At 41.4% G+C, this 26,349-nt stretch carries 25 protein-coding genes and 1 pseudogene; 22 read left to right on the top strand and 4 right to left on the bottom strand.

Features of this window, described 5'->3' with window-relative positions:
• Positions 1–160: 160 nt before the first annotated feature.
• Positions 161–1,354 carry a multidrug efflux MFS transporter gene (locus HU830_RS03975; protein WP_176942494.1) on the bottom strand — a complete coding sequence of 398 codons (1,194 nt, stop codon included), beginning with the start codon at positions 1,352–1,354 and terminating at the stop codon, positions 161–163.
• A gap of 95 nt (positions 1,355–1,449) precedes the next feature.
• On the opposite strand from HU830_RS03975, the gene HU830_RS03970 reads away from it, so the two are divergent.
• The 14 genes and pseudogenes from HU830_RS03970 (at position 1,450) to HU830_RS03910 (ending at position 15,252) form a co-directional block, all read left to right on the top strand.
• Positions 1,450–2,823 carry a UDP-N-acetylmuramoyl-tripeptide--D-alanyl-D-alanine ligase gene (locus HU830_RS03970; protein WP_176942493.1) on the top strand — a complete coding sequence of 458 codons (1,374 nt, stop codon included), beginning with the start codon at positions 1,450–1,452 and terminating at the stop codon, positions 2,821–2,823.
• Between the two features lie 160 nt (positions 2,824–2,983).
• Positions 2,984–4,480 (top strand): DEAD/DEAH box helicase, encoded by a 1,497-nt coding sequence (locus HU830_RS03965; RefSeq protein ID WP_176942492.1) that lies wholly within the window; start codon positions 2,984–2,986, stop codon positions 4,478–4,480.
• 56 nt (positions 4,481–4,536) lie between these two features.
• Entirely contained in the window at positions 4,537–4,899 is a 363-nt protein-coding gene (acpS, locus tag HU830_RS03960; protein WP_176942491.1) for a holo-ACP synthase, read from the top strand.
• 5 nt (positions 4,900–4,904) lie between these two features.
• Positions 4,905–6,014 (top strand): alanine racemase, encoded by a 1,110-nt coding sequence (gene alr / locus HU830_RS03955; protein ID WP_176942490.1) that lies wholly within the window; start codon positions 4,905–4,907, stop codon positions 6,012–6,014.
• Between the two features lie 55 nt (positions 6,015–6,069).
• Positions 6,070–6,333 carry a hypothetical protein gene (locus tag HU830_RS03950; RefSeq protein ID WP_176942489.1) on the top strand — a complete coding sequence of 88 codons (264 nt, stop codon included), beginning with the start codon at positions 6,070–6,072 and terminating at the stop codon, positions 6,331–6,333.
• Entirely contained in the window at positions 6,317–6,661 is a 345-nt protein-coding gene (locus tag HU830_RS03945) for a type II toxin-antitoxin system PemK/MazF family toxin (protein ID WP_176942488.1), read from the top strand. The genes HU830_RS03950 and HU830_RS03945 overlap by 17 nt, the downstream gene beginning before the upstream one ends.
• A gap of 195 nt (positions 6,662–6,856) precedes the next feature.
• Positions 6,857–7,564: an ABC transporter ATP-binding protein gene (locus tag HU830_RS03940; RefSeq protein WP_176942644.1), complete on the top strand. Its 708-nt coding sequence runs from the start codon at positions 6,857–6,859 to the stop codon at positions 7,562–7,564.
• Positions 7,565–7,570: 6 nt separating this feature from the next.
• On the top strand, positions 7,571–10,105 hold the full coding sequence (locus HU830_RS03935) for an ABC transporter permease (RefSeq protein WP_176942487.1): 2,535 nt from the start codon (positions 7,571–7,573) through the stop codon (positions 10,103–10,105).
• 304 nt (positions 10,106–10,409) lie between these two features.
• Positions 10,410–11,897: an aminotransferase class I/II-fold pyridoxal phosphate-dependent enzyme gene (locus HU830_RS03930; protein WP_176942486.1), complete on the top strand. Its 1,488-nt coding sequence runs from the start codon at positions 10,410–10,412 to the stop codon at positions 11,895–11,897.
• Positions 11,898–13,121: a beta-ketoacyl-[acyl-carrier-protein] synthase family protein gene (locus HU830_RS03925; protein WP_176942485.1), complete on the top strand. Its 1,224-nt coding sequence runs from the start codon at positions 11,898–11,900 to the stop codon at positions 13,119–13,121.
• Between the two features lie 29 nt (positions 13,122–13,150).
• Positions 13,151–13,711, top strand: coding sequence for an NAD(P)H-dependent oxidoreductase (locus HU830_RS03920; RefSeq protein WP_176942484.1), 561 nt, complete (start codon positions 13,151–13,153; stop codon positions 13,709–13,711).
• Positions 13,712–14,188: 477 nt separating this feature from the next.
• Positions 14,189–14,497 (top strand): annotated as a pseudogene (locus HU830_RS09175) (BspA family leucine-rich repeat surface protein); the annotation flags it as partial.
• Positions 14,498–14,611: 114 nt separating this feature from the next.
• Positions 14,612–14,992, top strand: coding sequence for a hypothetical protein (locus HU830_RS08845; protein ID WP_228765784.1), 381 nt, complete (start codon positions 14,612–14,614; stop codon positions 14,990–14,992).
• Positions 14,965–15,252 (top strand): hypothetical protein, encoded by a 288-nt coding sequence (locus tag HU830_RS03910; RefSeq protein WP_176942483.1) that lies wholly within the window; start codon positions 14,965–14,967, stop codon positions 15,250–15,252. Before HU830_RS08845 ends, HU830_RS03910 begins: the two co-directional genes overlap by 28 nt.
• 243 nt (positions 15,253–15,495) lie before the next feature.
• Here HU830_RS03910 and cbpA read toward each other — a convergent pair whose 3' ends face one another.
• The 3 genes from cbpA to HU830_RS03895 all read right to left on the bottom strand — a co-directional run bounded on the left by cbpA (position 15,496) and on the right by HU830_RS03895 (position 17,505).
• Entirely contained in the window at positions 15,496–16,161 is a 666-nt protein-coding gene (gene cbpA / locus HU830_RS03905) for a cyclic di-AMP binding protein CbpA (protein WP_176942482.1), read from the bottom strand.
• 113 nt (positions 16,162–16,274) lie between these two features.
• Positions 16,275–16,415, bottom strand: coding sequence for a hypothetical protein (locus HU830_RS03900; RefSeq protein WP_176942481.1), 141 nt, complete (start codon positions 16,413–16,415; stop codon positions 16,275–16,277).
• 121 nt (positions 16,416–16,536) lie between these two features.
• Positions 16,537–17,505, bottom strand: a complete 969-nt coding sequence (locus tag HU830_RS03895; RefSeq protein ID WP_176942480.1) for an L-lactate dehydrogenase — start codon at positions 17,503–17,505, stop codon at positions 16,537–16,539.
• Positions 17,506–17,659: 154 nt separating this feature from the next.
• Between HU830_RS03895 and pth the strand changes: the two genes are divergently transcribed.
• The 8 genes from pth to hpt all read left to right on the top strand — a co-directional run bounded on the left by pth (position 17,660) and on the right by hpt (position 26,341).
• Positions 17,660–18,217, top strand: a complete 558-nt coding sequence (gene pth / locus HU830_RS03890) for an aminoacyl-tRNA hydrolase (RefSeq protein WP_176942479.1) — start codon at positions 17,660–17,662, stop codon at positions 18,215–18,217.
• A 10-nt stretch (positions 18,218–18,227) separates the two neighbouring features.
• Positions 18,228–21,734, top strand: coding sequence for a transcription-repair coupling factor (gene mfd, locus HU830_RS03885; protein WP_176942478.1), 3,507 nt, complete (start codon positions 18,228–18,230; stop codon positions 21,732–21,734).
• Between the two features lies 1 nt (position 21,735).
• The gene (locus tag HU830_RS03880) at positions 21,736–23,289 is read left to right on the top strand and encodes a polysaccharide biosynthesis protein (protein WP_176942477.1); all 1,554 of its coding nucleotides are present in this window, start codon (positions 21,736–21,738) and stop codon (positions 23,287–23,289) included.
• Entirely contained in the window at positions 23,276–23,518 is a 243-nt protein-coding gene (locus HU830_RS03875) for an RNA-binding S4 domain-containing protein (protein WP_176942476.1), read from the top strand. Before HU830_RS03880 ends, HU830_RS03875 begins: the two co-directional genes overlap by 14 nt.
• A gap of 78 nt (positions 23,519–23,596) precedes the next feature.
• Positions 23,597–23,989: an FtsB family cell division protein gene (locus tag HU830_RS03870; protein WP_176942475.1), complete on the top strand. Its 393-nt coding sequence runs from the start codon at positions 23,597–23,599 to the stop codon at positions 23,987–23,989.
• A gap of 16 nt (positions 23,990–24,005) precedes the next feature.
• The gene (locus tag HU830_RS03865; RefSeq protein WP_176942474.1) at positions 24,006–24,440 is read left to right on the top strand and encodes a S1 domain-containing RNA-binding protein; all 435 of its coding nucleotides are present in this window, start codon (positions 24,006–24,008) and stop codon (positions 24,438–24,440) included.
• Positions 24,415–25,794 (top strand): tRNA lysidine(34) synthetase TilS, encoded by a 1,380-nt coding sequence (tilS, locus tag HU830_RS03860; protein WP_176942473.1) that lies wholly within the window; start codon positions 24,415–24,417, stop codon positions 25,792–25,794. Before HU830_RS03865 ends, tilS begins: the two co-directional genes overlap by 26 nt.
• A 10-nt stretch (positions 25,795–25,804) precedes the next feature.
• Entirely contained in the window at positions 25,805–26,341 is a 537-nt protein-coding gene (gene hpt / locus HU830_RS03855; protein ID WP_176942642.1) for a hypoxanthine phosphoribosyltransferase, read from the top strand.
• The last annotated feature ends 8 nt before the right edge of the window (positions 26,342–26,349 follow it).

The following is a 26,349-nucleotide window of genomic DNA, read 5'->3' as shown; positions in this document are numbered from 1 at the left end:
AGAGTCGTCAGCGAATGAGGATAACAATTAATAATCAGCTGAACGAGGTTTTTAACTCTGATGTACTTGATTAGGAATTAGGTCGATTTGTCTACCGGTTGGAATGAGTTAATTTGAACTCGCTAAAATGAGAGCTATCTTTTGGTAAAACTTTGGAAAATTAAGAATTTTTAGTGATTTTACGAACGTAAATTAAGTTGCCCAGCTCTAAAATTGAAGTTAAGAAAAAGACAGCGCCATAGCTCCAGACACCAGAAACTGCGGCCCCCAGAAGTGGTCCTGTGAAACTTCCGATGTATTGAAAACTTTGGTTGTAACCAAAAATTCGTCCGGAAACTTGGTGAGGGATATTTTTGGAAAGTAAAGTTTGAACCTGAGGTAGCAAAGCGGCATCAGAAATTCCCACGAGGAAACGAAGCGCAAATAACTGCCAAACGTTAGTCACAAAACTTTGTGGGAAATAGACGATTGCCCCGAGAAGTAATCCGGCTAAAAGAACTTTTTTGGTGCCAATTTGATCCCCCCAGCTACCAAACTTAGTAGATAGGAGAGCGGCGGGAATTCCCGGGATGGCGGTAATCAAACCACTCATTAAAGCCACGTGGCCTTGGTGGTGCATTAATTGACTAACATAGAGGCTAATAATTGGGTTGATTGAATTATTAGCCAGTTGAATAATTAAAGTTGTGAAAAACATTCCCCAAATAATGCTGGAATTTTTTAGCTGTTGGAAAACGAGTCGGAAACTGGGTTGGCGATTTTTGGGAACAGGAGTGAAATCTTCTTTTACAAAAAAGAGACAGAGGAAAAAAGCGCTCATTAATAAGATTCCTGTCAGTAGGAAGGGAAGTCGATAACCCCAAACTTGGGCAATTACTCCGCCGATTAAGGGACCTAAGAGATTTCCGCTGACAGTTCCCATGCTCAAGGTACCCAAAGCCTTACCGACATTTTTTTGCGGAGCTGTAGTAGCAATTAAAGTGTTGGAGTTACTAATATAACCCGCAAAAAAACCCTGTAAGGCGCGCAAAGCTACTAATTGGTAGACATTAGTTACCAGACTCATGCAACCGATTACCAAGCTCATGCCCAAAGAAGCTCGAAGGATAATCAATTTTCGGCCCTTTTGATCCGCTAGTTTGCCCCAAAAAGGTGAAATAAAGGCAGAGACAATAAAAGTTGCGGCGTATGTAATCCCCGACCAGAAGGAAATCTGACTATTACTGAAATGGCCTAACGTGTTAATATATAAGGATAAAAATGGTGTGACCATACTGAAGCCAATTCCGGCAATAAAATTACCGAAAGTTAAGATATACATGTTTTGTTGCCAATAGCTTTTAGTTTTCATCATTATAAGAACTACTTTCTTCTGAAATAACGCAATTATTATAGCACTTTAATAAATCTAAAAATTTTGATTATCCAATTCTAAAGGAGTTTTTTAAGATGCAGATGTTGTTAACTGAAATTCGCCAAGCCTTAGGTTTAACTACGAATTCCCAGTCGCCAACAACAACGGAAATTACCGCCGTAACCTTTGATAGCCGCAAGGTTCAAGCGGGGAGTTTATTTGTTCCCCTAGTGGCTGAGCGAGATGGACATGACTTTGTTGGCGCTGCTTTTCAAAAAGGAGCGCAAGCTACCTTGTGGCAGGCCGATCATCCTCTACCGGCAAATGCTGATGAACGTTATTTAGTTGTAAGTAATACTTTGCAGGCTTTACAAACTTTAAGTCAATTCTATCTACGCAAAGTTGCTCCACAGGTGGTAGCAATTACTGGGAGTAATGGTAAAACAACGACCAAAGATATGACTGCGGCTATTTTGGCCCAGCGTTACCGAGTGGTTAAAACACCAGCTAATTTTAATAATGAAATTGGAGTTCCCATCACTATTTTGTCAATGGATTCCGATACGGAGATTCTAGTTGTCGAAATGGGGATGGATCGAGCCGGACAAGTGGCTAAATTATCGGCCTTAGTCCAACCTGATTTGGCTGTAATCACGATGATCGGGGAAGCTCATATTGAGTTCTTCGGCACCCGAGACAAAATTGCCGACGCTAAAATGGAGATTGTCACGGCTTTGAAAAAACGGGGAACCTTTATTTATAATGGCGACGAGCCCCTGCTCCAAGAACGAGCGCAAACAGTTGTCCAAGCAAAATTAACTTTTGGTCAAAAAGAGACCAATGATTTATATTCCTTAACTTGTCAAGGAAGTCAAAAGCAAATACGTTTTACAACCAATCTTTGGCCCCAATTAGAGTTTTGCTTGCCCTTGCTAGGTGATTATAATGTCCAGAATGCTTTAGCATCCTTATTGGTCGGGCAAAAATATCAAATCTCGCCAGAACAAATGCAAAAGGCGCTAGCAACTTTTCAACCGACGGCTAATCGAACACAATGGCTGACAGCCGCTAATGGCAGTCAATTATTGAGCGATGTTTATAACGCTAATCCCACGGCAATGATTGATGTAATTGCTAATTTCAGTCAGTTAAAAACAAAGGGACGGCGAATTTTGGTCTTAGGAGATATGTTAGAACTTGGTGCCCAAGGTCAAAAGTTGCATCAACAAATTGCGACGGCCATCGATCCAGAACGGATCGCGGCAGTTTATTTAATCGGGGACTTGATGCTATCTTTACAAACTAAGTTGGCCGGCAAGTTGCCAGTCTATCATTTTGCTTCCAGTGAACAAGACCAATTAGTTACGCAATTGCGCCAAGATCTAGATCCAAAAGACTTGGTTCTTTTAAAGGCGAGCAATGGTTTGCACTTAGACCGGGTAGTCCAAGCTTTACAAGCAGAGTGCTAGCTACTTTTCTGGTCCAAGGCTTTATCTTCTTTGCAAAAAATGTTAAAGTTATTGTTCAGTGAAAGTTTCAGAAAATAATTAGTATTGCAAGACGGTGGCAGAATTTCAAAGATCCGACCTGTTTTGTGATCCAGGCTTTCATAATTCTAGGAGGATTTATTTGAAATTTAGTGAACTTAATTTAGATTCTAGCTTATTACAAGCTGTTACCGAAGCTGGCTTTACCGAAGCAACCCCTATTCAGTCAGAAACAATTCCGTTGGTTTTATCTGGAGTCGATGTTATTGGTCAGGCTCAAACCGGAACGGGAAAGACGGCTTCCTTTGGTTTACCAGTTTTACAAACCGTTAATGTGGATAATCCTAATGTCCAAGCTTTAGTGATTTCCCCAACTCGGGAATTAGCGGTGCAAACACAAGAAGAATTACACCGTTTAGGCAAGTATCGCCATGTCAAGGTTCAAGCGGTCTATGGAGGATCTGATATTCGACGTCAGATTAAGCAATTACGTAATCACCCGCAAATCGTGGTGGGAACTCCGGGCCGGTTATTAGACCACATTAAACGGCACACTTTGAAATTAGAGCACGTTCAAAAGGTGGTTTTGGACGAAGCCGATGAAATGCTGGATATGGGTTTTGTAGAAGATATCGAAAATATCTTAAAGACCGTTCCTAGCACCCATCAAACCTTACTTTACTCAGCTACAATGCCTAAGCCTATCATGCGGATTGCTGAGAAATTTATGCAAGAACCAAAAGTTGTCCAAATTAAGTCTAAGGAATTAACCGCGGACAAGATTGAACAATATATGGTTCGTTCCAAGGAATTTGAAAAATTCAATTTGATGACACGGCTATTTGATGTTCAACAACCTGAATTAGCCTTAGTTTTTGGTCGGACCAAACGCCGAGTAGATGAATTAACTCGTGGTTTAAAAGCTCGCGGCTATAACGCTGAAGGGATTCATGGGGACTTATCCCAACAAAAGCGGATGAGTGTTTTACGACAGTTCAAAGCTGGTAAATTAACTTATTTAGTAGCGACCGATGTTGCTGCACGGGGATTAGATATTTCGGGCGTAAGTCATGTTTACAACTACGATATTCCGCAAGATCCTGATAGTTATGTTCATCGAATTGGTCGGACTGGCCGGGCGGGACGTTCCGGAATCTCGGTAACCTTTGTTTCTCCAAATGAAATGAGTTATTTGCGTTCGATTGAACAATTAACTCATGTCCGGATGTTACCTTTAAAGCCACCGACTGATGCTCAAGCCCTAGTTGGTCAAGTAGGCGCTGCAAAGGCTGAGATTGCTAAAGGTCTACAATCTGGGAAGTTAGCCAAGTTTGAAACCGCGGCTGCTGATTTGTTAGAAGAATACGATGCGGCTACTTTAGTAGAATTACTGTTACAAAGTTACAGTAAGGATCCAGAGTCTATTCCTGTCAAAATCACACCTGAACGGCCATTACCAAACCGAAATTCCCGTGATCGAAACTCTAAGTCACGTGGTCGGCGCTACAATGGTCACGGTGGCGGTAACCGGGATCGGCGTTCCAATAATAATTATCGTCGTAATCGGAGCAATTCTTCCCATTCAAGTCGAGGTCCACGTTCTGGTTCCCAAGGTTTTAAGATTCGGCATAAAGATTAATTAGCCAACGGCGTGGCCTCGATTGTGAGATCACGCCGTTTTTAGGAGGAGAGACCATGATAGCGGGATTAGGAATTGATATTGCTGAGATTTCTCGAGTTTGGCAAGCTTTTAAAAGAACCCCCCGATTTTTGGAGAAAGTTTTAACTCCTGCTGAGCGAAAAGTTTGGGAACAGTATCCGACTGATAGTTCAAGACAAAAAGAATTTTTAGCTGGACGCTTTTCAGCTAAGGAAGCTTTTACTAAGGCCCTGGGTACTGGAATCGGTCCAGTAGGGTTCCAAGAGATTACGATTTTAAATGATGTTCGAGGACGGCCCTATATCCAACAGCAGGTTTATTCAGGAACGGTTTGGATTTCAATTTCACATACTGCAGCCGTTGTCATGACGGAAGTAATTTTGGAAGATCAGAGGTAGTTTAAATGGAAGCTTCAAATCATCGCCCAACAAAAATGGTTATCGATCGGCAGGCTCTTAGGCATAATTTTTTGCAAGAAAAGCATTCTTTAAAACCAGAAACCAAATTATTTGCAGTTTTAAAGGCAGATGCGTATAGTCATGGTGTACTCGCAGTAGCTCAGGTTTTGCATGAAGTCCATGTCGATGGTTTTTGCGTGGCAACTTTAGATGAGGCTTTACAAATTCGTCAAGCAGGTTTTCCAGAGACAATTTTGGTCTTGGGAGTTACCCCAGTTTCTCAAGCCAACTTAGCTAGTCAAAATGATATCTCATTGGCAGTCTCTAGTTGTGATTGGTTACGCCAAGTAGGGTCGCAATTAACAACTTCTTTGAAGGTTCATTTAGCCTTGGATACTGGAATGGGACGGATCGGCTTGCGAACACGAACAGAAGTTTTAGAAGCTTGTCAGTTATTACAAGCAGATTCACAATTAATTCCGGAAGGGATTTTTACACATTTTGCCACGGCTAATGAACCGGATACACATTATCTTGAACAACAGATTCAATCTTTTCAGGAGTTGACGGCTGATTTACCGTTGAAATTTGAATATCGACATTGCGCTAACTCTGCTACAGCTTTGTGGCATTCAAAGTGGCAATTTGATATGGTCCGCTTTGGAATAGCTCTCTACGGCTTAAACCCGTCCAATGAGGTGATTAAAGAGGTTCCCTATCAGCTCCAACCCGTACTTAGCCTAGAAACTGAGATTGTCTATATTAAACAGATGACCGCTGGCCAAAAGATTAGTTATGGGGCGACTTATACCGCTCAAGAAAATGAAATTATTGCTACATTACCATTTGGTTATGCTGATGGTTGGCTCCGGCGAATGACTGGTAGTTCAGTTTTAGTTGAAGGGCAACTTTGTCCCATCGTAGGCGATATTTGTATGGATCAAATGATGATCAAGGTTCCCCAACTTTATCCTTTGGGGACCAAAGTAACGATAATTGGGGAGAATAACGGCCACCGATTAAGCGCAACTGATGCAGCCCATTATGCAGGAACAGGGAATTATGAAATAGTTTGCAATTTAACGGACCGAATTTCTAAAAAATACGTGAATTAGCGATTCCATGATGTTATATTAATGATATTAAGATTTCTACCTTGGGGAGGTAATCATGATGGAGTCAAAGCGCAGTATTTCGGTTCGTTTAGATGCTGAAGTTGTTAATCAACTGGAACATCATCGAAATGAAGATTCGTGTGATCTTGATTTGATAGTGGGAGAGATTCTGTTTGATTTTTTTAATCGACCAAACAGTATCATCAATCAGTTGATTCATGGTTATTCGGATATGGCTGATATCAATGAAGAAATAGCTCAAGCTTTTTTGGGCTGTGAGCAGGAGGCAGACAGACAAACAGGTGGTTTTTACAATTAAACGTGGTGACATATTTTATGCTGACCTATCACCGGTTATCGGGTCCGAACAGGGTGGAATGCGACCAGTATTGGTAATTCAAAATAATATTGGCAATAAATATAGTCCAACGACAATCATCGCTGCAATCACTGGTCGGATTGAAAAACCGAAAATGCCGACCCATGTGGGGATTACAACGGCTGATGGTGTCAGCAAAAATTCCGTAGTCTTAACGGAACAGATTCGGACAATTGATAAACAACGTTTAAAGGAACGCGTAACCACTTTATCGGCTGCAAGAATGCAAGAAGTTGACCGAGCTTTGCGAGTTAGTGTCCATCTTTAAATTACCAAAAACAGGAGGAAACTCCTGTTTTTTTGTTAATAATTTTGACTTGCGCTGTGGAAAAGGTTTGCGGTATGATACCTGTCAGAAAGTTATTTTTTATTATTTAACTAAAAAAATCTTAATAATGATTTTTTTTACCGGATTAGCTTTCTATAAAAAAGTGAGATGAGGGGATGTTTTTAAATGACAGAGATGGATCGTTATATTCATCTTGATAATGTTTGTAAGTATTATAATCAAAATCAAGATAATGAAATCCGGGCCAATGACCAGATTAATTTTCAACTTCGTTTAGGTGAATTAACTATGATCGTGGGGGCTTCAGGTGCGGGAAAGTCAACCTTGTTAGATATTTTAGGAGCAATGGATACTGTTACTTCTGGCGCAGTGGTGATTAATAACCAAGACATTGCACATTATACGGCCAAACAGTTAATTGCTTTTCGCCGGGAAAAGATTGGTTTTGTCTTCCAATTTTATAATCTAATTTCGAATTTAACCGTGGCTGAAAATGTTCAACTTGCTGCTCAATTAGCTCCTCATCCTTTGGGAGTTACGGAAGTTTTGGAAGAAGTGGGACTTTTAGATCGTCAGAATAATTTTCCGGGGGAATTATCTGGAGGTGAACAGCAGCGGGTGGCAATTGCCCGGGCGATGGTCAAGAATCCTCAATTACTGTTGTGTGATGAACCTACAGGAGCTTTGGATTACAAAACAGGAAAGAAAATTCTTAAGTTGTTACAAGATTTTTGTCAAACTCAAAAGAAAAATGTTGTTATTGTGACCCACAATCAGATGATTAAACCGATGGCGCATCATGTATTAGAGATTGCCGATGGGCAAGTAATCCAGGATCTTTATAATCAACAGCCCACGCCAGTCGCCGAAATTGCGTGGTGATCAGAAATGAAGACAGGATTATGGAAGAATACCCTCCGGGAATTTCGCTTCTCGCGGGCTCGGTTTCTATCGGTAACAATTCTAGTAATGTTAGGAGTTTTTGTGATGGTGGGCCTGCGGTCTGTTGGTCCAGACATGCGGCAGACTGCCCAGCTTTATTACCAAAAACATCATCTAGCTGATGCTCAACTAAGCAGTTCCTTACCCTTAAACGCCACTGACCGCCAGCAAATTCGCCAAAAAGTTAAAAAAGTTCAACATCTCGAATTTGTGCAACAATTAGATACAAAATTGGATTCAACTGATCGGGTAATTCGTTTGCAAACCATTTCGCCGCAGCTTTCCCGACCACGGCTTACTCAGGGACATTTACCGCGAAACGGTCACCAAGTGCTTTTAAATGCTCGCGAACGGGGACAATATCATTTAGGACAAACGATTCGAGTTCATAGTGGGCAGGCGGCAACTTTGAAAACCCGAACTCTGCAGGTGGTCGGTTTTGGGACGTCAGCAGAATATTTAGATAAAAGTCAATTGGGTGTGACGCCTTTAGGAAACGGGAAAGTAGCTACTTTTGGTTATTTGTCTGTGGAGGCGGTAAAGAAGTTTGAACCGCAATTGGCTCGAGTCCAGTTTTGCTTAAAGTCCCACCAAGCTTATGATTCGCAATATGAAAAACAAGCCCAAGTCTGGGTTCATAAGTCCCAGCCAGCTTTGAATCACTTAGCCAAAAAGAAAACACAGCGAATTCAAAGACAATTGCTGCAATTTCAACAGCTGGCAGCAATTAATCCCAGTGCGGTTAATCCCCAGTTAGAACAACAATTGCGCGCGATTCAGGCTCAAGGACCAATTAAGTATGTTTTTCAGACGCGCAACGATTACAATGATAGTTATCACCTGTTTGGTGAGGATATCAAAAGAATTGAAAGTTTGGCTCAAGTTTTTCCTTATATTTTCTTAGCCGTGGCCTTGATTGTTTGTTTTACGACGATGTTAAGAATGGCCCAGGAGAAGAAAAAAGATCTCGCTGTTTTATCAGGCTTAGGTTACGGACGTTGGCAACAATTACAGGTGTTTTTAGTCTACGGACTCAGCGCGGTAATTATTGGAGCTCTTGTCGGAGCTTACTTTGGCAATCAAGTCTTAACCAAAGAGATCTATCGAGCCTACGGGCAAAGTTTTGTCTTTCCTAGTTTAAAGTTACATTTTGATCTCATTGGATTTACGAGTGTCTTTCTCTTATCCTTATTGGTTATTGTCTTGCCATCGGTGGTTTTAGCTTGGAGGCAATCTTTCCAGGCTCCAGCAGAGTTGCTCCAAGGGCAGACCGTGAAGACAAATTCGCGAATTTTCTTGGAGTATCTGCCTTTTCTCTGGCGCAGGTTTAGCTTTAATTATCAGATTACTTTACGAAATATTTTCCGTTATAAATTGCGGATGTTGATGACGATTATCGGAGTAGCTGGTTGTACGGCCTTATTAATTACGGGTTTTGGAATTCGGGATTCCTTACAGGGCTTAGTTTACGATCAATATACTCGGATTGCTCACTACGATGAATTAGCACAGTTGGCTCCAGATCTAAGTTCTAAAGAAAAGGAAACCACGGTACGGCAAGTCCGCCAACAAGCAGGCGTTAAAAAAGCAGATTTGGTTAATAGTCGGCAATTTTTGGTCGCTGATCGCCAGAGTCCGGGGAATCAAGTCATAACCTTTTTGTCTCCCGCGACAAATCAGGGCTTGCAGACCTACCTGTCACTATACAATCTCGATAATCAGCGACGGTGGCGATTACCCGCTCATGGTGTTGTTATAACTCAGAAATTGGCGCAGTCTTTAAATTTACGAGTTCATGACCGAATGAGTTTTCATGATCATCAAGGGCACCAGTATCGCGCCCCGGTCGCAGCTATTGTCCAGATGTCTACGGGGCACTACTTGTTTGCTTCACCTACTGCTTATCGAGCAATCTTGGGGCATAACTGGCGAGCTAATGGACTGATCGTGCAAAATCGAACGCGGACAAAGCAAGACTTAGATCAAGTGGCTCGCCAATTGAATCAAAAGGAGACAATCGTTGCGGTCACGAGAACCGATGCTGCCAAAAAGGTAATCAATGAAACTTTAGACAGTTTACAAGCTTTGATTTTGATTATTATCTTAGTTTCTTCAGTTTTAGCCTATGTTGTTTTGTATAATTTAACCAATGTGAATGTTTTAGAAAGAGTTCGAGAGTTATCCACAATGAAGGTCTTAGGTTTCTTTGACCGGGAAGTTGATATGTATATTTTCCGAGAAACAATTCTGTTAACGTTAGTGGGGATTGTCGGGGGGTTTATCGGAGGAAAGTATCTGCATAACTATATCATGATGACTGTGACTCCAGAAGTTATCATGCCCCATCTTCATTTACAGGCGACTAATTTTCTTTTCTCGGGCGGTCTAACCATACTCTTTGCCGTAATCGTTCTTTTAATTATGTCGCAGAAGATCCATAAGATTGATATGTTAACGGCTTTGAAGTCGAATAATGATTGATCCAGTAATTTAATTTTAAGGAAAATAAAAAATGAGTCTTGTGAAAAATACGAGGCTTATTTTTATTTTGACTTTTTAGCTGTGAAAATAAATGAGAGATGTTAGGAATCGATAATACTTTATTATTCGCTCTTGAAATTTTTTGTAGTAATTAATAACTAATTTAGATTAAAAAAATATTTATTGTACTGATGGATATTCATTTGCTAAAATGACTTTCAATTTTCAAGAATGCATTTATGAATTTTAAAAAAGAAAAAAAGATTATATTACTCCTAATAATGTTTAGGGAGGAAATAAGTGAATGACAACAAAGTTAAAAGCAATTTTGGCAGAAATTACAGGTGAAGCCGAGTCTCAGATTCGGCCGGAAGATTTTTTGGTCCAAGATTTAGATTTTGATTCTTTAATGTTAGTTGATTTACTAGCGATTTTAGAACAAGAATTTCAGCTTAAAAAACAAGACTTGGATCTCAAATCTTTTAAACAAGATTTAACGGTCCAACAATTGGAACAGTTGATTGCCGCTAAAAGATCAACAACTTCGGGGGCAACTAATTATCCTCAGGATGTAACTCAGATCGCAAATTTTCCTGAAGTTCAAGAATTTACAGCTTATTTAGAGTCGCAAGAGGGACACAATCCCTACTTTAAAACAAATGCGGGTCTGCCCTTAAATCGGATGACAATTGCCAATGAAGAATATATTAATTTTTCGACTTATAATTACCTGGGCTTAAATGGGCAAGCAGAAGTGGTTGCGGCGGGAAAACGGGCGATTGATCAATACGGGACTTCGGTATCTGGTAGTCGCTTATTGAGTGGGCAAATTAAACTCCACCAAGAATTAGAAGAAACTTTAGCCAATTTTATTGGGGTGGATGCGGCTTTGGTGCAAGTCGGCGGTCACAGTACCAATGTCAATATGATCGGAAATATTGTTGGCGAAGAGGATTTAATTATTCATGATCAGTTGGCGCACAATAGTATTGTGGAAGGAGCTCGGTTGTCGCATGCAATGCGACGTTCTTTTAAACATAACGATCTCAAATCTTTGGAACGTATTTTGCAACGCTTACGTGATAACTATCGGCGGGTCTTAATCGTCGTTGAAGGAGCCTATTCAATGGATGGTGACTTGTGTCCTTTACCCGAATTAATTGCTCTGAAAAAACGTTATGGCGCTATCTTAATGGTCGATGAAGCCCATTCTTTTGGAACCGTGGGTTCGCGGGGAGCTGGAGTAACCGATTATTGGCAAGTTGATCCGCATGATGTCGATATTATAATGGGAACTTTGAGTAAATCGTGCGCCAGTTGTGGTGGTTTTATTGCCGGGGAACAAGTCTTCTTAAATTGGCTCCGGTTTACATCTCCAGGATTTATTTTTAGTGCCGGGATTACACCTGCGAATACAGCCGCTGCCTTATCTGCGGTGCAGACTTTTGCAAATGATAGTAGTCGGGTCCAAAAATTACAAGATAATTCACAGTATTTCTTAACTAAGATTCAAGCTCTAGGCTATGAGACGGGAAACAGTCACGATACGCCAATTATTCCTCTAATTGTGGGGGATTCCCAAACAACGCTCGAATTTGCCCAAGAATTATTAGCAGCTAAAATTAATGCTTTGCCGATTGTTGCTCCGGCAGTCCGAGAAGATGAAGCGCGAATCCGCTTCTTCATGTCTAGTTTGCATACCCGAGAAGATTTGGATCAGACCCTAGCTGTTTTGGAAAAGCTCCGGCCAAAATTGACGACCATGACTGCTGCAACAGGAGGCGAAAAGTAATTGGAACGAGTTGTAGTTACAGGTTTAGGCGCCGTTACCCCTTTAGGTAATGATTGGGCAAGTACTTGGGAGCAAGCGGTGCAGTGGCAGCGCCAAATTAAGCATAATTCAGACCTCAATTTAAATTTGAGTCGGGTAGCAGATGACTTTAATCAATCCTTGACAACCAAAGAACGTCGGTATCGCGATCGGGTGACCCAGATTGCTAGCTGTTGTACGCGCGAGGCTTTAGCAGACAGTGACTTTGATCAAATTAGGGATCGAAGTAATTTCGGAGTTTTTGTCGGGACGACAATTGGCGGAGTCAATACTACGGTCCAAGAAGCAAATAAAATTACCAAACTAGCGAATGTAATGAAAGTTGATATTCGAACGATCATTAAAGCTTTACCCAATATGATCGCTGCTAATTTAGCCATTGATCATCAAGTACATGGCCCAATGAATACCTATTCCGCAGCTTGTGCCTCGGGAGCTGTAGCCCTAGGGGAAGCCTATGAGAAGATCCGGGCTGGAGCTTTACCTGGAATCATCGTCGTGGGAGCAGAAGCTTGTCTTAATGATCCGGTTCTAGTAGCCTTTAAAAAGTTGGGAGTCTTGTCGCAAACAGCGGATTTAGACCAGGCGTCCAATCCCTTTGCCCAAGACCGGGATGGCTTTGTCATTGCCGAAGGTGGTAGTACCTTAATTTTAGAAAGTTTAACTCATGCGAAAGCTCGCCAAGCCCCTATTTATTGTGAGCTGACCGGTTATGGAAATTATTCAGATGCTTTTTCAGTAGTTGCCCCGACGACTGCGGGAATGGCTCAAGCAATGCAACAAGCCCTAGCCAGTGCGCAAACTTCTGCTTCAGAAATTGCTTACGTGAATGCCCACGGAACTGCTACCAAGGCTAATGATCAGTGTGAAGCCCAAGCTTTAGCAACTGTCTTTGCAGACTCTGAGGCAGTACATTTTTCTTCTACTAAGGCGATGTTTGGGCATTTGTTGGGAGCTTCTGGCGCCTTAGAAGCGGCTTTATGCGCGCAAATGTTGTCCCAAGGATTGTTGTTAGGACAAGCCGGTACCAAAACTAGCCAAGTTGATCCTCAGTTAGCTTTTACCGATCATTTATTATGGCAAAACCAAGAGCTGACCCGACCGATTAAGCTGATGTCAAACTCCTTTGCGTTTGGGGGAAGCAATATCAGTTTGATTTTAGAAAGCTATCAGCCTGAATCGTAATCTAAAAATATTAGAAGGTGAATCTACAGATGAAACTTTTGGTTATTCAAGGCAGTCCCGATGCCCATTCCTTTTGTTGGGCCAATGCTAATAGTTTTTACCAAACCGCACTGAAACAGGGTCATCAAGCGCAGTTTATCGATTTAGCACGAACCAATTTTGATCCCGTATTACGAGCTGGTTATCGCCAGCATATGGCCGATGAAAGTTTTCCCCGGCAAGTTCAAGCCCAAATCAAGGCGGTGGATCATCTTAGTTTCTTTTTTCCAATTTGGTGGGCTAACGAACCTTCGGTTTTGAAAGGATTCTTGGAACGAGTTTTAACCCCAGGATTTGCCTATCATTATCAAGGCTGGCGCTCAGAAAAATTACTGCGGGGTAAGACCGCGGATCTCTTCATTTCCTGCCATGCGCCTAACTTTTACTATCGGCTCTACGGAGGGCCAATTAGTCGTTGGAAACGGGAAGTGTTAGGCTATTGTGGAATTAAAATTCAACATGTCAAAATTATGGGGCAGATGGAGTCTAAGCATGATACCCTAGCTCGGCGGCAGGAATTCATGCGGCAATGTCAAAAGACTCTGCATTAACTTAAATATCTTTTTAAAAAATGAATCTAAACTTTCTGGCGTTGATGAACTGATCAATACCAGTTTTTTTGTAGTAAGAGCCCCTCTACGAGGTTTTAAACGAGTGAATTACATTAAAGCCGAATTTTAAGAAAATCTCTGATTAAAATCTTTGGGGTATTACTGCAAATCAAGATAAAAAATGATTTTTAATCTAAGAAAAAGTTAGACTAGACCTGCTTTTTTAGGGATTTTTAGTAAGCAGAAGATGGTATAATCAAAATTAATTAATGCTTACGATTTGCTTGTTGGAGGAAGAAAGAATGGCAAGATAAGGATTAATTTTCAAAACAGTTAAAATAATATTATTATTTTAGCTTATTTATCTGGGGTGGGAGGGAGTATCCTTAACCTAAACCAACTGGTTCAGGCTAGCGCCAAAGCGGCCCGGAAATTTCCGGCGCAGCCTAAGTTAGCCAAGTTACCGATCTTAGTTTCTTTGTCAAAGATAATGGAAAACTCACAAAGATTAAACTTAACAACTGGGATGTGTCCCATGTGACTGACATGAGTAGGATGTTCGAAGGATGTTTTGGTTTAACTACTTTGTCGTTAGCCAATTGGGACTCTAGCCAAGTCACTGATATGAGCTATATGTTTGAAAATTGTGAGTGTATATTAAATTTTGACGTTAGTAAATTTGATACATCCCAAGTGACTCATATAAGCTCTATATTCTACGAGTGCACAATTTATATTTTGGATTTGAGAACTTGGGACACTTCCAAAGTTCAAATCGACTTTAGAATGTTAAGTAGTGTTAATCTTTGTCGCATAGTTTTAGGTCCTAAATTTCAATTTGTAGATGCAGATCGTAGCGTATTGCCGAACTCACCTAATGATGGATATGGGTTTCCAATAATGAACGGTTTCTCTCAGATTAGCCGTTCATATAATTGGCAAGAAATCAAAAATGATTCTGATATTTCTGACAAGAATAATCTCATCAGCAGTCCTCTGACCGCGTCTGAATTGATTGATCGTTATTTTTATAATCAAAATCATGGTGGAGTCCACACCTATGTTTGGGAGCCTTACTATCGTGGTTTGCGTTTAGCTGCAGCTCCTCAACAATTCCAATTTCAAAGTTGGAATATCTATAAAGCGGGCAAAGTTCCTCCCCAAACTCCCCTTAGTTTTACCATTGCAGATACCAGACTGGATGCTGATCGGGTAGCTAAGCCGGTAATTACCTTGCAGACCCAAGCAGATCCTTGGCGAAAAAAGATGATAATCAATTAGCACCGACAAATTGGCCGATTCTAACCAAGAATAATCAAGCCTTGAATGTGGGAACGGTGCAAACAATTTACCAAGGGCAGACTCCAGTTCTTAAATATGATCCGAAGAATCTTGACTACCCGGTCTCTTTACCAGTTGATACATTACAAGTTAAATTAACTGCTTTTTCAGCCACTAAGTTAGGTGCTTATCAGACGGACTCTTCACTATATTTTGCAAGATGGGCCAGCGTCATCGTCAACTACAGCCCCAGCAATTAAAGTTAGCCACTAGATTTTTGAACTAAAATTATTTTGGCGACTTATAGCGTCCACAAATAAACTTATTGTTATTGAGGCATCATTGCAACTCACTTTTGAGAAAACAATGATGCTTTTTTAGTTGCTTTAATTAAGGAAAGTAACGTTTAGGAGGCTTTCAGGTGGCAGTATCCGAAAAATAAAAAAGCTGATATTGATGTTGGCATCAATATCAGGCAGTTCAAAACTATCAAGTTCGGGTAATTAAGCTTCGGGCAAGTTGTCGAGAATTACCCCCCGGTGTAAGTCATCAATTTCGGCAACTCGGAAGCTATTGCTCTCCAATTCAGCGACTGTTTCTTGCAAAGTTTGGGGACTGATTCCTTCCTCTAAAGTGAACAAGTTTCGGCGAACTAAGGCACTCTTGCCCGCATCTAGAGTTAAACAGCCCACGATATTAATCCGTTGACCAATGATATTGGACATCGCGGCTAATTCGCCTTTTTGTCCGGAAGAAATGATTGTCAAAACATAACTGGCAGTATTCAGGTTCCAAGCCTCGGATAACATATTTAGTAAACTGGCATGGGTTAAGATTCCGTAGAAATGATTATTTTCATCCAACACGGCAATATAAGGTAAGTCTTTAATGTTAAAGAAAACCTTGAAAAAAGGAGCATTAACCGGAATCGTTTTGGTAGCATTTTTCAGAAGGTAAGTGACCGGAAGGGTCATATCACCTCCACGAGATTTGTGACGATAGATGTGCATTTTATAAATATTGCCCCGGAAGATAGTTCCGGTTTCATCTAAAATTGGCACACAGCGGTAATTAGAATCTTCTAAAATTTTTAAGGCCTCTTCTAGAGTTGCTGATTCTTCGACCGTCGTTAAGACCCGCTTTTTGAGCACTAAAGATTTGATAAGCATTATTTTTACCTCAATTTCAAAGTTATCTAGGCAAATCATAGCACAGCCTGCGCCGTTTAGGAAAGCTTTAAGTTAAAGAAAATTAACTAAATTAAATAGTGGTAGAGGCTAAGTTATTCTTGACTAGCAAAATAAGCTGTCGGCCAAAAAGCAATAAATAAGGGCACGATTCCTAACCACCAGTTGCCCAAAAGCATTCCAACAACCGTACACACTAAACAAATAGCTAAAACCGCAATCATTGTATTCTTCATCAATAAACCTCCTCAAAGTAAACATCTTCAATTCATCTTAGCATAGTTCGAAAAGATGGGACCATTAAAAAAGAAGGTCACTAGAAGCAACCTTCTTTAATTTGATCAATACAAATCTTCTTTAGATTCCAGCTTTAGCAAAGCCATCTCGAGCAACCTTGGTTAGTTGTTCAGCAGAGTGCTTCATCTTAGCTTCTTCATCTTCGCTTAAAGGAATTTCAAAGATTTCTTGGACACCATTGCGGTTAACAGCAGCTGGTGAACCAATATACAAGTCATTAACTCCATATTGGCCATCCATATGAACGGAGAGTGGCAAGATTGTCTTTTCATCGCGAAGCAAAGCTTTACAAATTCGAGCCAAGGCTGTAGCAACACCGTAGAAAGTTGCACCCTTGGTATTGATGATGGCATAAGCAGCATTAACAGTTTGGTCGTTAATTTCAGCTAATTTTTCATCAGTAAATTCAGGATGAGTCTTCCGTAATTCAGCGATTGTTAAACCACCAACGGTTAAGTGAGACCAAGCTGCAAATTCAGTATCACCGTGTTCGCCTAACATGTAGCCGTGGACTGAACGAGGATCGATATCTAATTCTTGACCGATAGCTTTGTGCAAACGAGCAGTATCTAAGGAAGTACCAGAACCGATAACGCGTTCCTTAGGAAAACCAGACATCTTCCAAGTTCCGTAAGTTAAGATATCAACTGGGTTAGCTGCGACAACAAAGATTCCGTTAAAACCAGATTCAACTACTGGGTCAACAATCGTCTTTAAGATGCTTAAGTTCTTGTTAACTAGGTCGAGCCGAGTTTCGCCAGGCTTTTGGGGGGCACCAGCGGTAATCACTACTAAGTCGGCATCTTTAGCATCACTATATTCAGCAGAAAAAACTGACTTTGGATAGGAGAAAGGAGTAGCATCAGCAATATCAAGTGCGTCACCCTTGGTTTTGTCCTTAGCAATATCAACAATGCCAATTTCGTTAGCAACACCTTGCAAAGTTAAAGCATAAGCAAAGGAAGAACCAACCGCACCGTCACCTACCAAAATAACTTTGGTATGATTCTTGTTTGTAATACTAGTCATAAAAAAGACTCCTTTAAATTAATTAAGTAATTAACTAACAAGTACATATTCATTATATCATGCTCTTTTTAAATATGGGAAAAACGTCACAACTAATTTCTAAAAATCAGTTGTGGTATAATCGAAAGACATTAAGATAAAGTAGGCGGATAGGATGAAGGCTATTTTTGGTTTGGGGAATCCCGGACGTCAATATGAACAAACTAAACATAATTTGGGGTTCATGACCATTGATCAGATTGCGGCTCACTATGAAGTCCAATTGACCAAGCAAGAGTTTTCGGCGCAAGATGTTCGGTTTCGCTATCAAGGAGAAACAATATACTTAGTTAAACCACTCACTTTTATGAATTCTTCCGGAGCAGCGGTGCGCCAATTAATGGGTTATTATCAAATTCAACCCGAAGAAATTCTCGTTATTCAAGATGATTTAGACTTACCTTTAGGAAAAGTCCGTCTGCGAGCTCAAGGATCAGCCGGCGGGCACAATGGAATTAAGAGCATCATCGCCGCAACCGGAACGAAGAGTTTTAAGAGAATTAAGATTGGGATTGCCCATCCCCAAAAGCAAACTGTTGTTGATTGGGTGCTAAAACCGTTTACTTCCGAGCAGTTGCCCGTGATTACGTCCGGTATCACTCAAGCTAGTTTAGCGGTTCAAGACTGGATTGAACATGACGATTTCAGTCAAACCATGAATCGCTTCAATTAAGGAGTTGCCCGTGCAGCTAATTGATTTTTGGAAAGATAATCCTTCAATTCAACAATTTATTACCAAATTAAAACCACAAACTTGGCAAATGGTTACGGGATTATTAGCTAGTTCGAAGGCTTTATTTTTGGCTAACTTGGTAGATCAAACTCAGCAGCCGATTCTAGTTGTCGAACCTGATCCTTACCAAGCCCAGCGTTTGTTTGAAGATTTGGGACAGTTTTTATCGAAAGAACAGGTTCACTCGTTTCCAGTAGCCGATTCGTTAGCTACTCAACAGGCGATCAGTTCTCCAGAAAGCTTAGACCAACGTTTACAAACGTTGGATTTTTTGCTATCGCAAAAACCGGGAGTCGTGGTTAGTGCCGGCGTGGGGGTTACTTATCCGCTTCCTTCACCGCAACAGTTTCAAGAAAGCTCTTTAACGCTCGCGGTTGACCAAGAATGGGATCAGGAAACTTTAAGCCGGCGCTTAGTTGCTGCTGGTTATCGGCGAGAAAATTTAGTCACTCACCCAGGGGAATTCGCCCTAAGAGGTGATATCTTGGATTTATATGCTCCTTTGGCTGCTACTGCTTGGCGGTGTGAATTTTTCGGGGACACCATCGAAAGTCTGCACGAACTGGATCCGGCGACTCAGCGTAATCAAGCTGCAGTGTCCGAGGTTCACTTAATTCCAGCGACCGATCGTTTCGCCAGTGAAAAGCAGTATCAAGCAGTCGGAATAAAGATTCAAAAAGATTTAGACCAGCAATTGGTTCATTTAAAACAAACGGAAGATCAAAAAAAATTACGGCAATCTTTTGTTGATGATCTAACCGAACTAGCCGCCGGTCGACCGGGACCGCATCTAGAAAGTTATATCAACTACTTATATTCTTCTAAACAAACGTTGAGTTCTTATTTACCTTCTACAGGAGCCATAGTTTACGACGATTGGGATCGAATTGCCGCTCAGGCCCAAACAACTATGACGGAAAATTTAACTTGGTGGCAGGAACAATTAAATCAAGGTCGAGTTTTAAAAACTACGCTGCCGACCGATCGGTTTTCTAAACACTGGCAACAGGTCGATGTGGCTCAGATTGAGTTAACGGTTTTTGCCCGTCAAAGACGGCATCTAGATCAACTATTATCCTTAACTACTCGGAGTGTGCAGCAATTTTATAGCAATCTGCCAGCTCTCAAAATGGAATTAGAACGTTGGCAACATCAAGAAGTGACCGTTGTTTTATTTCTTAGTGACGCAACGCGGCTTCAAAAGTTCACGCAAACCTTGGCAGATTTTGCGATTTCGGCTCCGACGCGAACTTTAAATGATTTAGAACCGGGGAAAGTACAGTTAGTTGAAGGAAATTTGCAATCAGGGATTGAATTTCCCAACGCAAAATTAGTCTTGTTAACCGAACGGGAATTGTTTAATCGACCACCCCATGCGCGGCCGCCACGCACCCAATTGACTAATGCCCAACGCTTAAAAAGTTATACAGATCTCAAACCCGGCGATTATGTGGTGCACTTGAATCACGGGATTGGTCGTTTTGAAGGTTTGCAGACCTTGACGGTCGATGGAAAGCATAATGATTACTTAACCTTAACTTATCGTGATGATGGCCAGATTTTGGTTCCCGTGAACCAATTAAACTTAGTCCAAAAGTATGTGGCTTCAGAAGGCAAAAAGCCGCGTTTGAACAAGTTAGGGGGACAGGAATGGCATAAGACCAAGCAAAAGGTTCAACAAAATATCGAAGATATTGCTGATGATTTAATTGCTTTGTCCGCCCAAAGAGCTGCCGAACTGGGTTTTGCTTTTCCACCAGATGATGATTTACAAACAAAATTTGAAGACCAATTTCCTTATATCGAAACGCCGGATCAATTGCGCAGTGTTGCGGAAATTAAGCAGGATATGCAACAGCCCCATCCAATGGATCGCTTGCTTGTGGGGGATGTCGGTTTTGGTAAAACGGAAGTAGCTTTGAGAGCCGCTTTCAAGGCGATTATGGGTGGTAAACAAGTGGCTTTTTTGGTACCAACCACAATTTTAGCCCAGCAACATTACCAAACAATTCAAGCCCGCTTTCAAGGCTTTCCGGTCAAGTTTGCGGTTTTGTCTCGTTTTCAAACCCGCGCCCAACAAACCCAAATTAAAGTCGATTTAGCTGCTGGAAGATTGGACCTTGTCGTGGGAACGCATCGTTTATTATCGAAGGATATTAAATTTTTGGATTTAGGCTTGTTGATTGTCGATGAGGAACAAAGATTTGGGGTTAAACATAAAGAACGTTTAAAACAGTTGAAATCGCAAATTGATGTTTTGACGATGACCGCGACCCCAATTCCCCGAACCTTGAATATGTCTCTTAATGGTGTACGTCAACTTTCAGTAATTGAGACGCCACCACCAAATCGCTATCCGATTCAAACTCTAGTTTTAGAACAAAATTATGATATTATCCAAAGCGCGATTCATCGAGAATTAGCCCGGCATGGTCAAGTTTTTTACCTCCATAATCGGGTTGAGGATATGGCTAAAGTTGCCCAACTGCTGCAAGGCTTAGTTCCCGAAGCCCGGGTGGGAATTGTTAACGGTCAAATGACTCAGATCCAATTAGAACAAGTAATGAGCGACTTCTTAGAAGGGCTCTACGATGTTTTGGTAACCACGACGATTATTGAAACCGGGGTCGATTTACCCAATGCCAATACCTTAATCGTGGAAAATGCCGATCATTATGGTTTATCCCAACTGTATCAACTTCGAGGACGTGTAGGGCGTTCCAGTCGTCTGGCTTACGCTTATTTTATGTATCGTCCTGATAAAAATCTAACCGAGGTGAGCGAAAAACGCTTAGCAGCACTCAAGGATTTCACGGAATTGGGTTCCGGTTTTAAAATTGCAATGCGTGATTTATCGATTCGCGGAGCCGGAGATTTGTTGGGCAAACAGCAGCACGGCTTTATCAATTCGGTGGGTTATGACTTATATACTCAGATGCTCCAAGAAGCAGTAACTAAGCGGCAAGGTAAACAGGCTAAGAGCTTGACGACCGATGCCGAATTGAAGTTGGCTGTGGAAGCTTATTTGCCGGATGACTACATTAGTGATTCCCGGCAGAAAATTGAAATTTATAAGCGCTTACGTTTAGTGGGTGATTTAGAACACTTAGAACAATTACGCCAAGAGGTTCGCGAGCGTTTTGGCACTTATCCTGAAGTCGTCGCAAATTTATTCCAGATGACTCAATTGAAGTTGGTGGCTGATCAAGCCTTGGTTGAACAAATTAATCAACATCCACAAGGAGTGCTGGTCCGTTTTGCTCCACAAGCTCAAAAGTATCTTTCCGGTGAAAAGATTTTCCAATTATTAGCTCAAGTTACCTTGAAAGCTCGCGTTGCTAATGAACACCAACAATTTCAAGTTACCTTCCAATTGCCAGCAGCAGAAGACCAGTTATTGCCCGAACTTTTTAAATTTGTCACGGCCTGTGCCCAAGCTGCTCAAGGATCAAAATAATATGAAATCGAGACAGAAATTTTATCACGGGACTTGGATTTTAACGGGAGCTAGCTTAGTGGTTAAAATTCTCAGTGCCATTTATCGGGTTCCTCTCCAAAATATTGTGGGGGACCACGGTTATTTTGTTTATCAGCAAGTCTATCCTTTTTATGGTCTGTGTAGCGCGGTCGCCTTGGTCGGTTTACCGATGTTTGTTTCCCAAATTATTGCAGAAGATCCGACGCATCGCCAGGCTAATTTTATTCGTTTGCAGCAATTGGCCGCTGGTCTGGGGTTTTTAGGGGCTTTGAGCCTCTGGTTTTTGGCGCCCTCCTTAGCTCGAATGATGGGCGATTTTCGGCTGACTCCCTTAGTTCAAGTATTGGCCGGTTTTTATTTAGTCGCTCCGGTGCTGGCAGTTGGGCGCGGTAATTTTCAGGGACAATTGCAGATGGCTCCTTCGGCTGTTTCCCAAGTAGTTGAGCAGCTGATTCGGGTCGGGGTGATTCTTCTGGCAGCGTTCTTTTTTCAAAAGGAAAACTGGAATTGGTATCAGATGGGATTAGGAGCTCATAGTGGGGCCTTATTTGGCGCAGTTGGCGCTTTAATCATCTTGTTTTGTTGGCCGCACCAGGCAAACTTAACTCCGCTGGTTAACTCTTCGGCTTGGCCGGTGAAAACTTTGATCCAGCGTTTTTGGACCTCTGGTTTCTTATTGAGTCTCTACGGTTGTCTCTTGGTCTTATTTCAGTTAGTTGATTCGGTGACGGTTTTTAAATTGTTGTGTCAAGCAGCTTGGACTAATCCCGCAGTTTTAAAGGGAATCTTTGATCGGGGCCAACCTTTGGCGCAGTTGGTACTAGTAGTTGCCGTTTCTTTTGGAACTGCTGTTTTACCGGAACTGGTTGTCCTTAAGAACTCTGCCCGCCAAGAATTAGCAGCGGCTGTCATTCATATCAGTTTATTTTTAGCAACGGCGGCCGCCCTCGGTTTAGCGGCTTTAATGCCGGCCATCAATACCTTGCTTTTTCGGACTGCCACGGCTAGTGGTCCCTTGAGTCTCTATGTTTTAGCGGTGATTTTTATTACTCTAGCAACGATTATGAATACCATCATGAATGCAGAACAGCAAAAGCAAAATTGGGCGCCTTTATTGATTGCTTTATTAGTCAAAATCGGGGCCAATTATTTACTGATTCCTAGTTATGGCTTATGGGGAGTTAGTGGAGCAACTTTTCTCGCTAGTCTAGTTCTTGCGGCTTTAATTTATCGGCGAGCTAAGCTAAAATTAAAGCAAGTTTTGCGTTTGCCCTCCTTTCTCCTTCGCCTGAGCTTGGTGGGAGCGAGCTTGTTTTTCGGAGAAGTCGCTTTTCAGTTTCTCGGCTTGCAACTAGGTCCTTTGACGAGAGTTCTTGCCTTGGGAGAAGTATTCTTGGGAGTTTTGGGTGGAGTTTTCCTAGTTCTATTTCTCAGCTGGCGTTGGCACTTATTAACAGCGGCGGAGTGGGAACTAATTCCCATTGGTTCTTGGCTATTAGGAAAAATGAAGGAGGAGCAAAATGCGCTTAGATAAGTATTTAAAAGTTTCCCGGTTAATTAAACGGCGGACTTTAGCAAAACAAATTGCGGACAAGGGTCGGATTGAAGTTAATGATCGAACCGCTAAGTCTGCTACCGAAGTAAAAGTTGGGGACCAAATCACGATTCACTATGGAGATCGGACGGTCCGGATTAAGGTTCTAGCCTTAAATTTAATCGCTAAAAAAAATGAAGCTCAAGATTTATATCAACGTTTAGATTAGTTTCTGAAGAAAAGATAGACACCTAATATTGTTGTTGTTATACTCATTGTAGGAGCTTTTTGGGTTGGGGGGATCAAATTGCCGCGTCTAAGGCGTTCGCAAGTAAAACAGCCGCTTAATTTAGATAATGCTGATTTGTCAGCAGAGACCCAGTTCAAGCAACGTGTGCAAAAGGTTCATCGGAGACGATTAGGAGCCTTAGCGTTACTGGGAACGCTTGTTTTTGCTTTTTTGGGTGGACATATTTATCAAGCCTATGCGCAAAAGCAAACGTTTCAGGCACAATTAGTCCAGCAAAAACACCAACTTCAGGCTACGAGGAAAAAGGGAGCAGATCTTAAGGTTGAAATCCAACAACTCCATGATCCGGATTATTTAGATGATTTAATCCGTTATCGTTTTAATTATTCTAAAGATAACGAAACCATCTATAATCTACCAGGCTCTACCAATCAAAATTTAAATTTTTAAGGAGTATTTAGATAAAATGACCGTATCAGTAGGAACAAAAGTGACAGGCAAAGTTACTGGGATTAAAAATTTCGGTGCTTTTGTTGATATTGGTAATGGTCAGAGTGGTCTGGTACATATTAGCCAGATTTCTAATGACTATGTCAAAGATATTCACGATAAATTGAGTGTTGGTGATCTGATTACAGCGGTTGTTGTAAGTAATGATAATGGCAAGATTGCTTTATCAATTAAACAAGCAGAAAATCCACAGTCCCAATCTACTAATCATGCTCATACACATGCCAAACCTAATCACGGTCAAAGTCATGTTCATGCTCATAAGCCGGCTCCTGAAGAAGACTTCGATAGTCTTTTAGCCGGTTTTATGAAGCAGAGCCAAGATCGGCTCTCGACTTTAAAGAAGAATACAGAAGGTAAACGCGGTGGCCGAGGAGGTCGGCGTAATTAAGTTCGATTTTAATTCGAACTTTTTTAGTATCATGAAAGATCAAACGGAATCAAAATTTCAAGAAGTGGTTCGCCAAAATAACTACTTTCAAACTAGGGACCGAGTTCTGGTAGCAGTGAGTGGAGGAAGCGATTCCTTAGCACTCTTGGCGCTTTTATTAAGTCTCCCGGCTGATTTAAGACCCCAACTTTACGTCGCTAGTGTTGATTTCCAGTTACGGGCCGAAAGCTCCCAAGAGATTACCTTGGTCCGCACTTTTTGTGAAAAATACCAAGTCTCTTTTTTTACTACCCAATGGGAGCAAGCTCCTACAAAGGGAATGGAAAATGCGGCTCGTGACTTTCGTTATGCTTTTTTTCAGAAGGTGATGGCTCAAGAACACTTGACCAAGCTGGTCACAGCCCATCAAAATGATGATCAACTGGAAACAGTGCTTATGAAGCTGCTTCGTAGTGGTAGTTTTTGGGAAATGAAAGGGATTACGGATCATCGATCTTTGGGAAAACAAAGCTTGGTTCGTCCCTTGTTGACTTTTTCTAAGCTAGAGTTACAGGATTATTTACAGCGCCGGCAGCTTGAATATGCTGTTGATGCGACTAATTTTACAGATATTACTTTACGCAACCGCCTTCGCCGACAGGTAACACCCTTGCTGAAACGAGAAAGTCCCCAACTGGAACAGCATGTGACTAATTTTGTTCAACAAAATCAATTGGCGCAACAATTGGTTGAACAGTATTTCATGCAATTAGAAGAAAAGGCACTCCTTCCTTACGCAGCTGGATATTTGTTAGAGTTCCAACAGGTTACAAGTTTAACACCGGCCCAGCAAGCTTTATGGATTCAGTTTATTTTTCATCAGCGTTTTCACTTAGAATTAAGTGGCCGGCAGCTAAAGCAGATTGAAAAGATACTGCGAGGAGGAAACGGTAAATTAAATTTTGCGACTAATTTAATTCTACAAAAAAGTTATAGCCAAGTTTATCTAGGTCCAGCATGGTCTCCGGTAGAAGACGTTAGTTACCGCTTACAAATTAATCAACCACTCCTTGCAAATCAAGCAAAAAAGGTTACAATAAAGCAGTCTTTACCCACTGCTAAGGAAGCTTTTGGGGTTTGTCGTTGGCCGCAAAAAATTGAATTGCGTCATCCCCGACCCCAAGACCGACTAATCTTAGCTAATGGTCAACAACAAAAATTGACCCGGCGTTTTATTAGTTATCAGCTTCCGCTTTGGCAACGCCAAAGTTGTTGGGTTTTGACCTTCGATGACCAGATTGTCTGGGTAGAAAAGATCTATCGCAATCAGGTTCAACCGAAGAACTACTACTTCAAAGTTGAGATAGGAGAATAATTTAGTGGATCTGAATCAAGATATTCAACGAGTGTTATATACAGCAGAAGACTTAGCTGCAGCCAATCAACGTTTAGGCCGACAGTTAGCTCAGGACTACGCGGGTAAGCAGCCAATTTTTGTCTGTATTCTGAAAGGTGCGGTCGTTTTTTTGACCGATTTAATGCGGCAGATCCCAACCGAATTAAGTGTCGATTTCATGGATGTCTCCAGTTATAATGGGCAAACCAGTTCATCAGGTGCGGTCAAAATTTTGAAGGATCTGGATGTTTCGGTTGCCGGAAGAGATGTTATTTTTGTCGAAGATATTGTGGATACCGGAATTACCTTACAAGCTTTGATGGAATTATTTAAAACAAGAAAAGTTAAGTCGATGAAGTTAGTTGCGATGCTTGATAAAAAAATGCATCGGCAACGAGAAGTGCAGCCAGATTACGTTGGTTTAGAGTGTCCCGATGAATTTATTGTTGGCTACGGCATGGACTATCAAGATAAATATCGTAATTTGCCTTATATAGGAATTTTGAAACCTGACGTTTATAAGTAGAAGCACTT

This window comes from Bombilactobacillus apium, assembly GCF_013385145.1.
In the GTDB taxonomy this organism is placed as follows: Bacteria; Bacillota; Bacilli; order Lactobacillales; family Lactobacillaceae; genus Bombilactobacillus; species Bombilactobacillus apium.
This window is presented reverse-complemented; position numbering and strand designations above follow the sequence as displayed.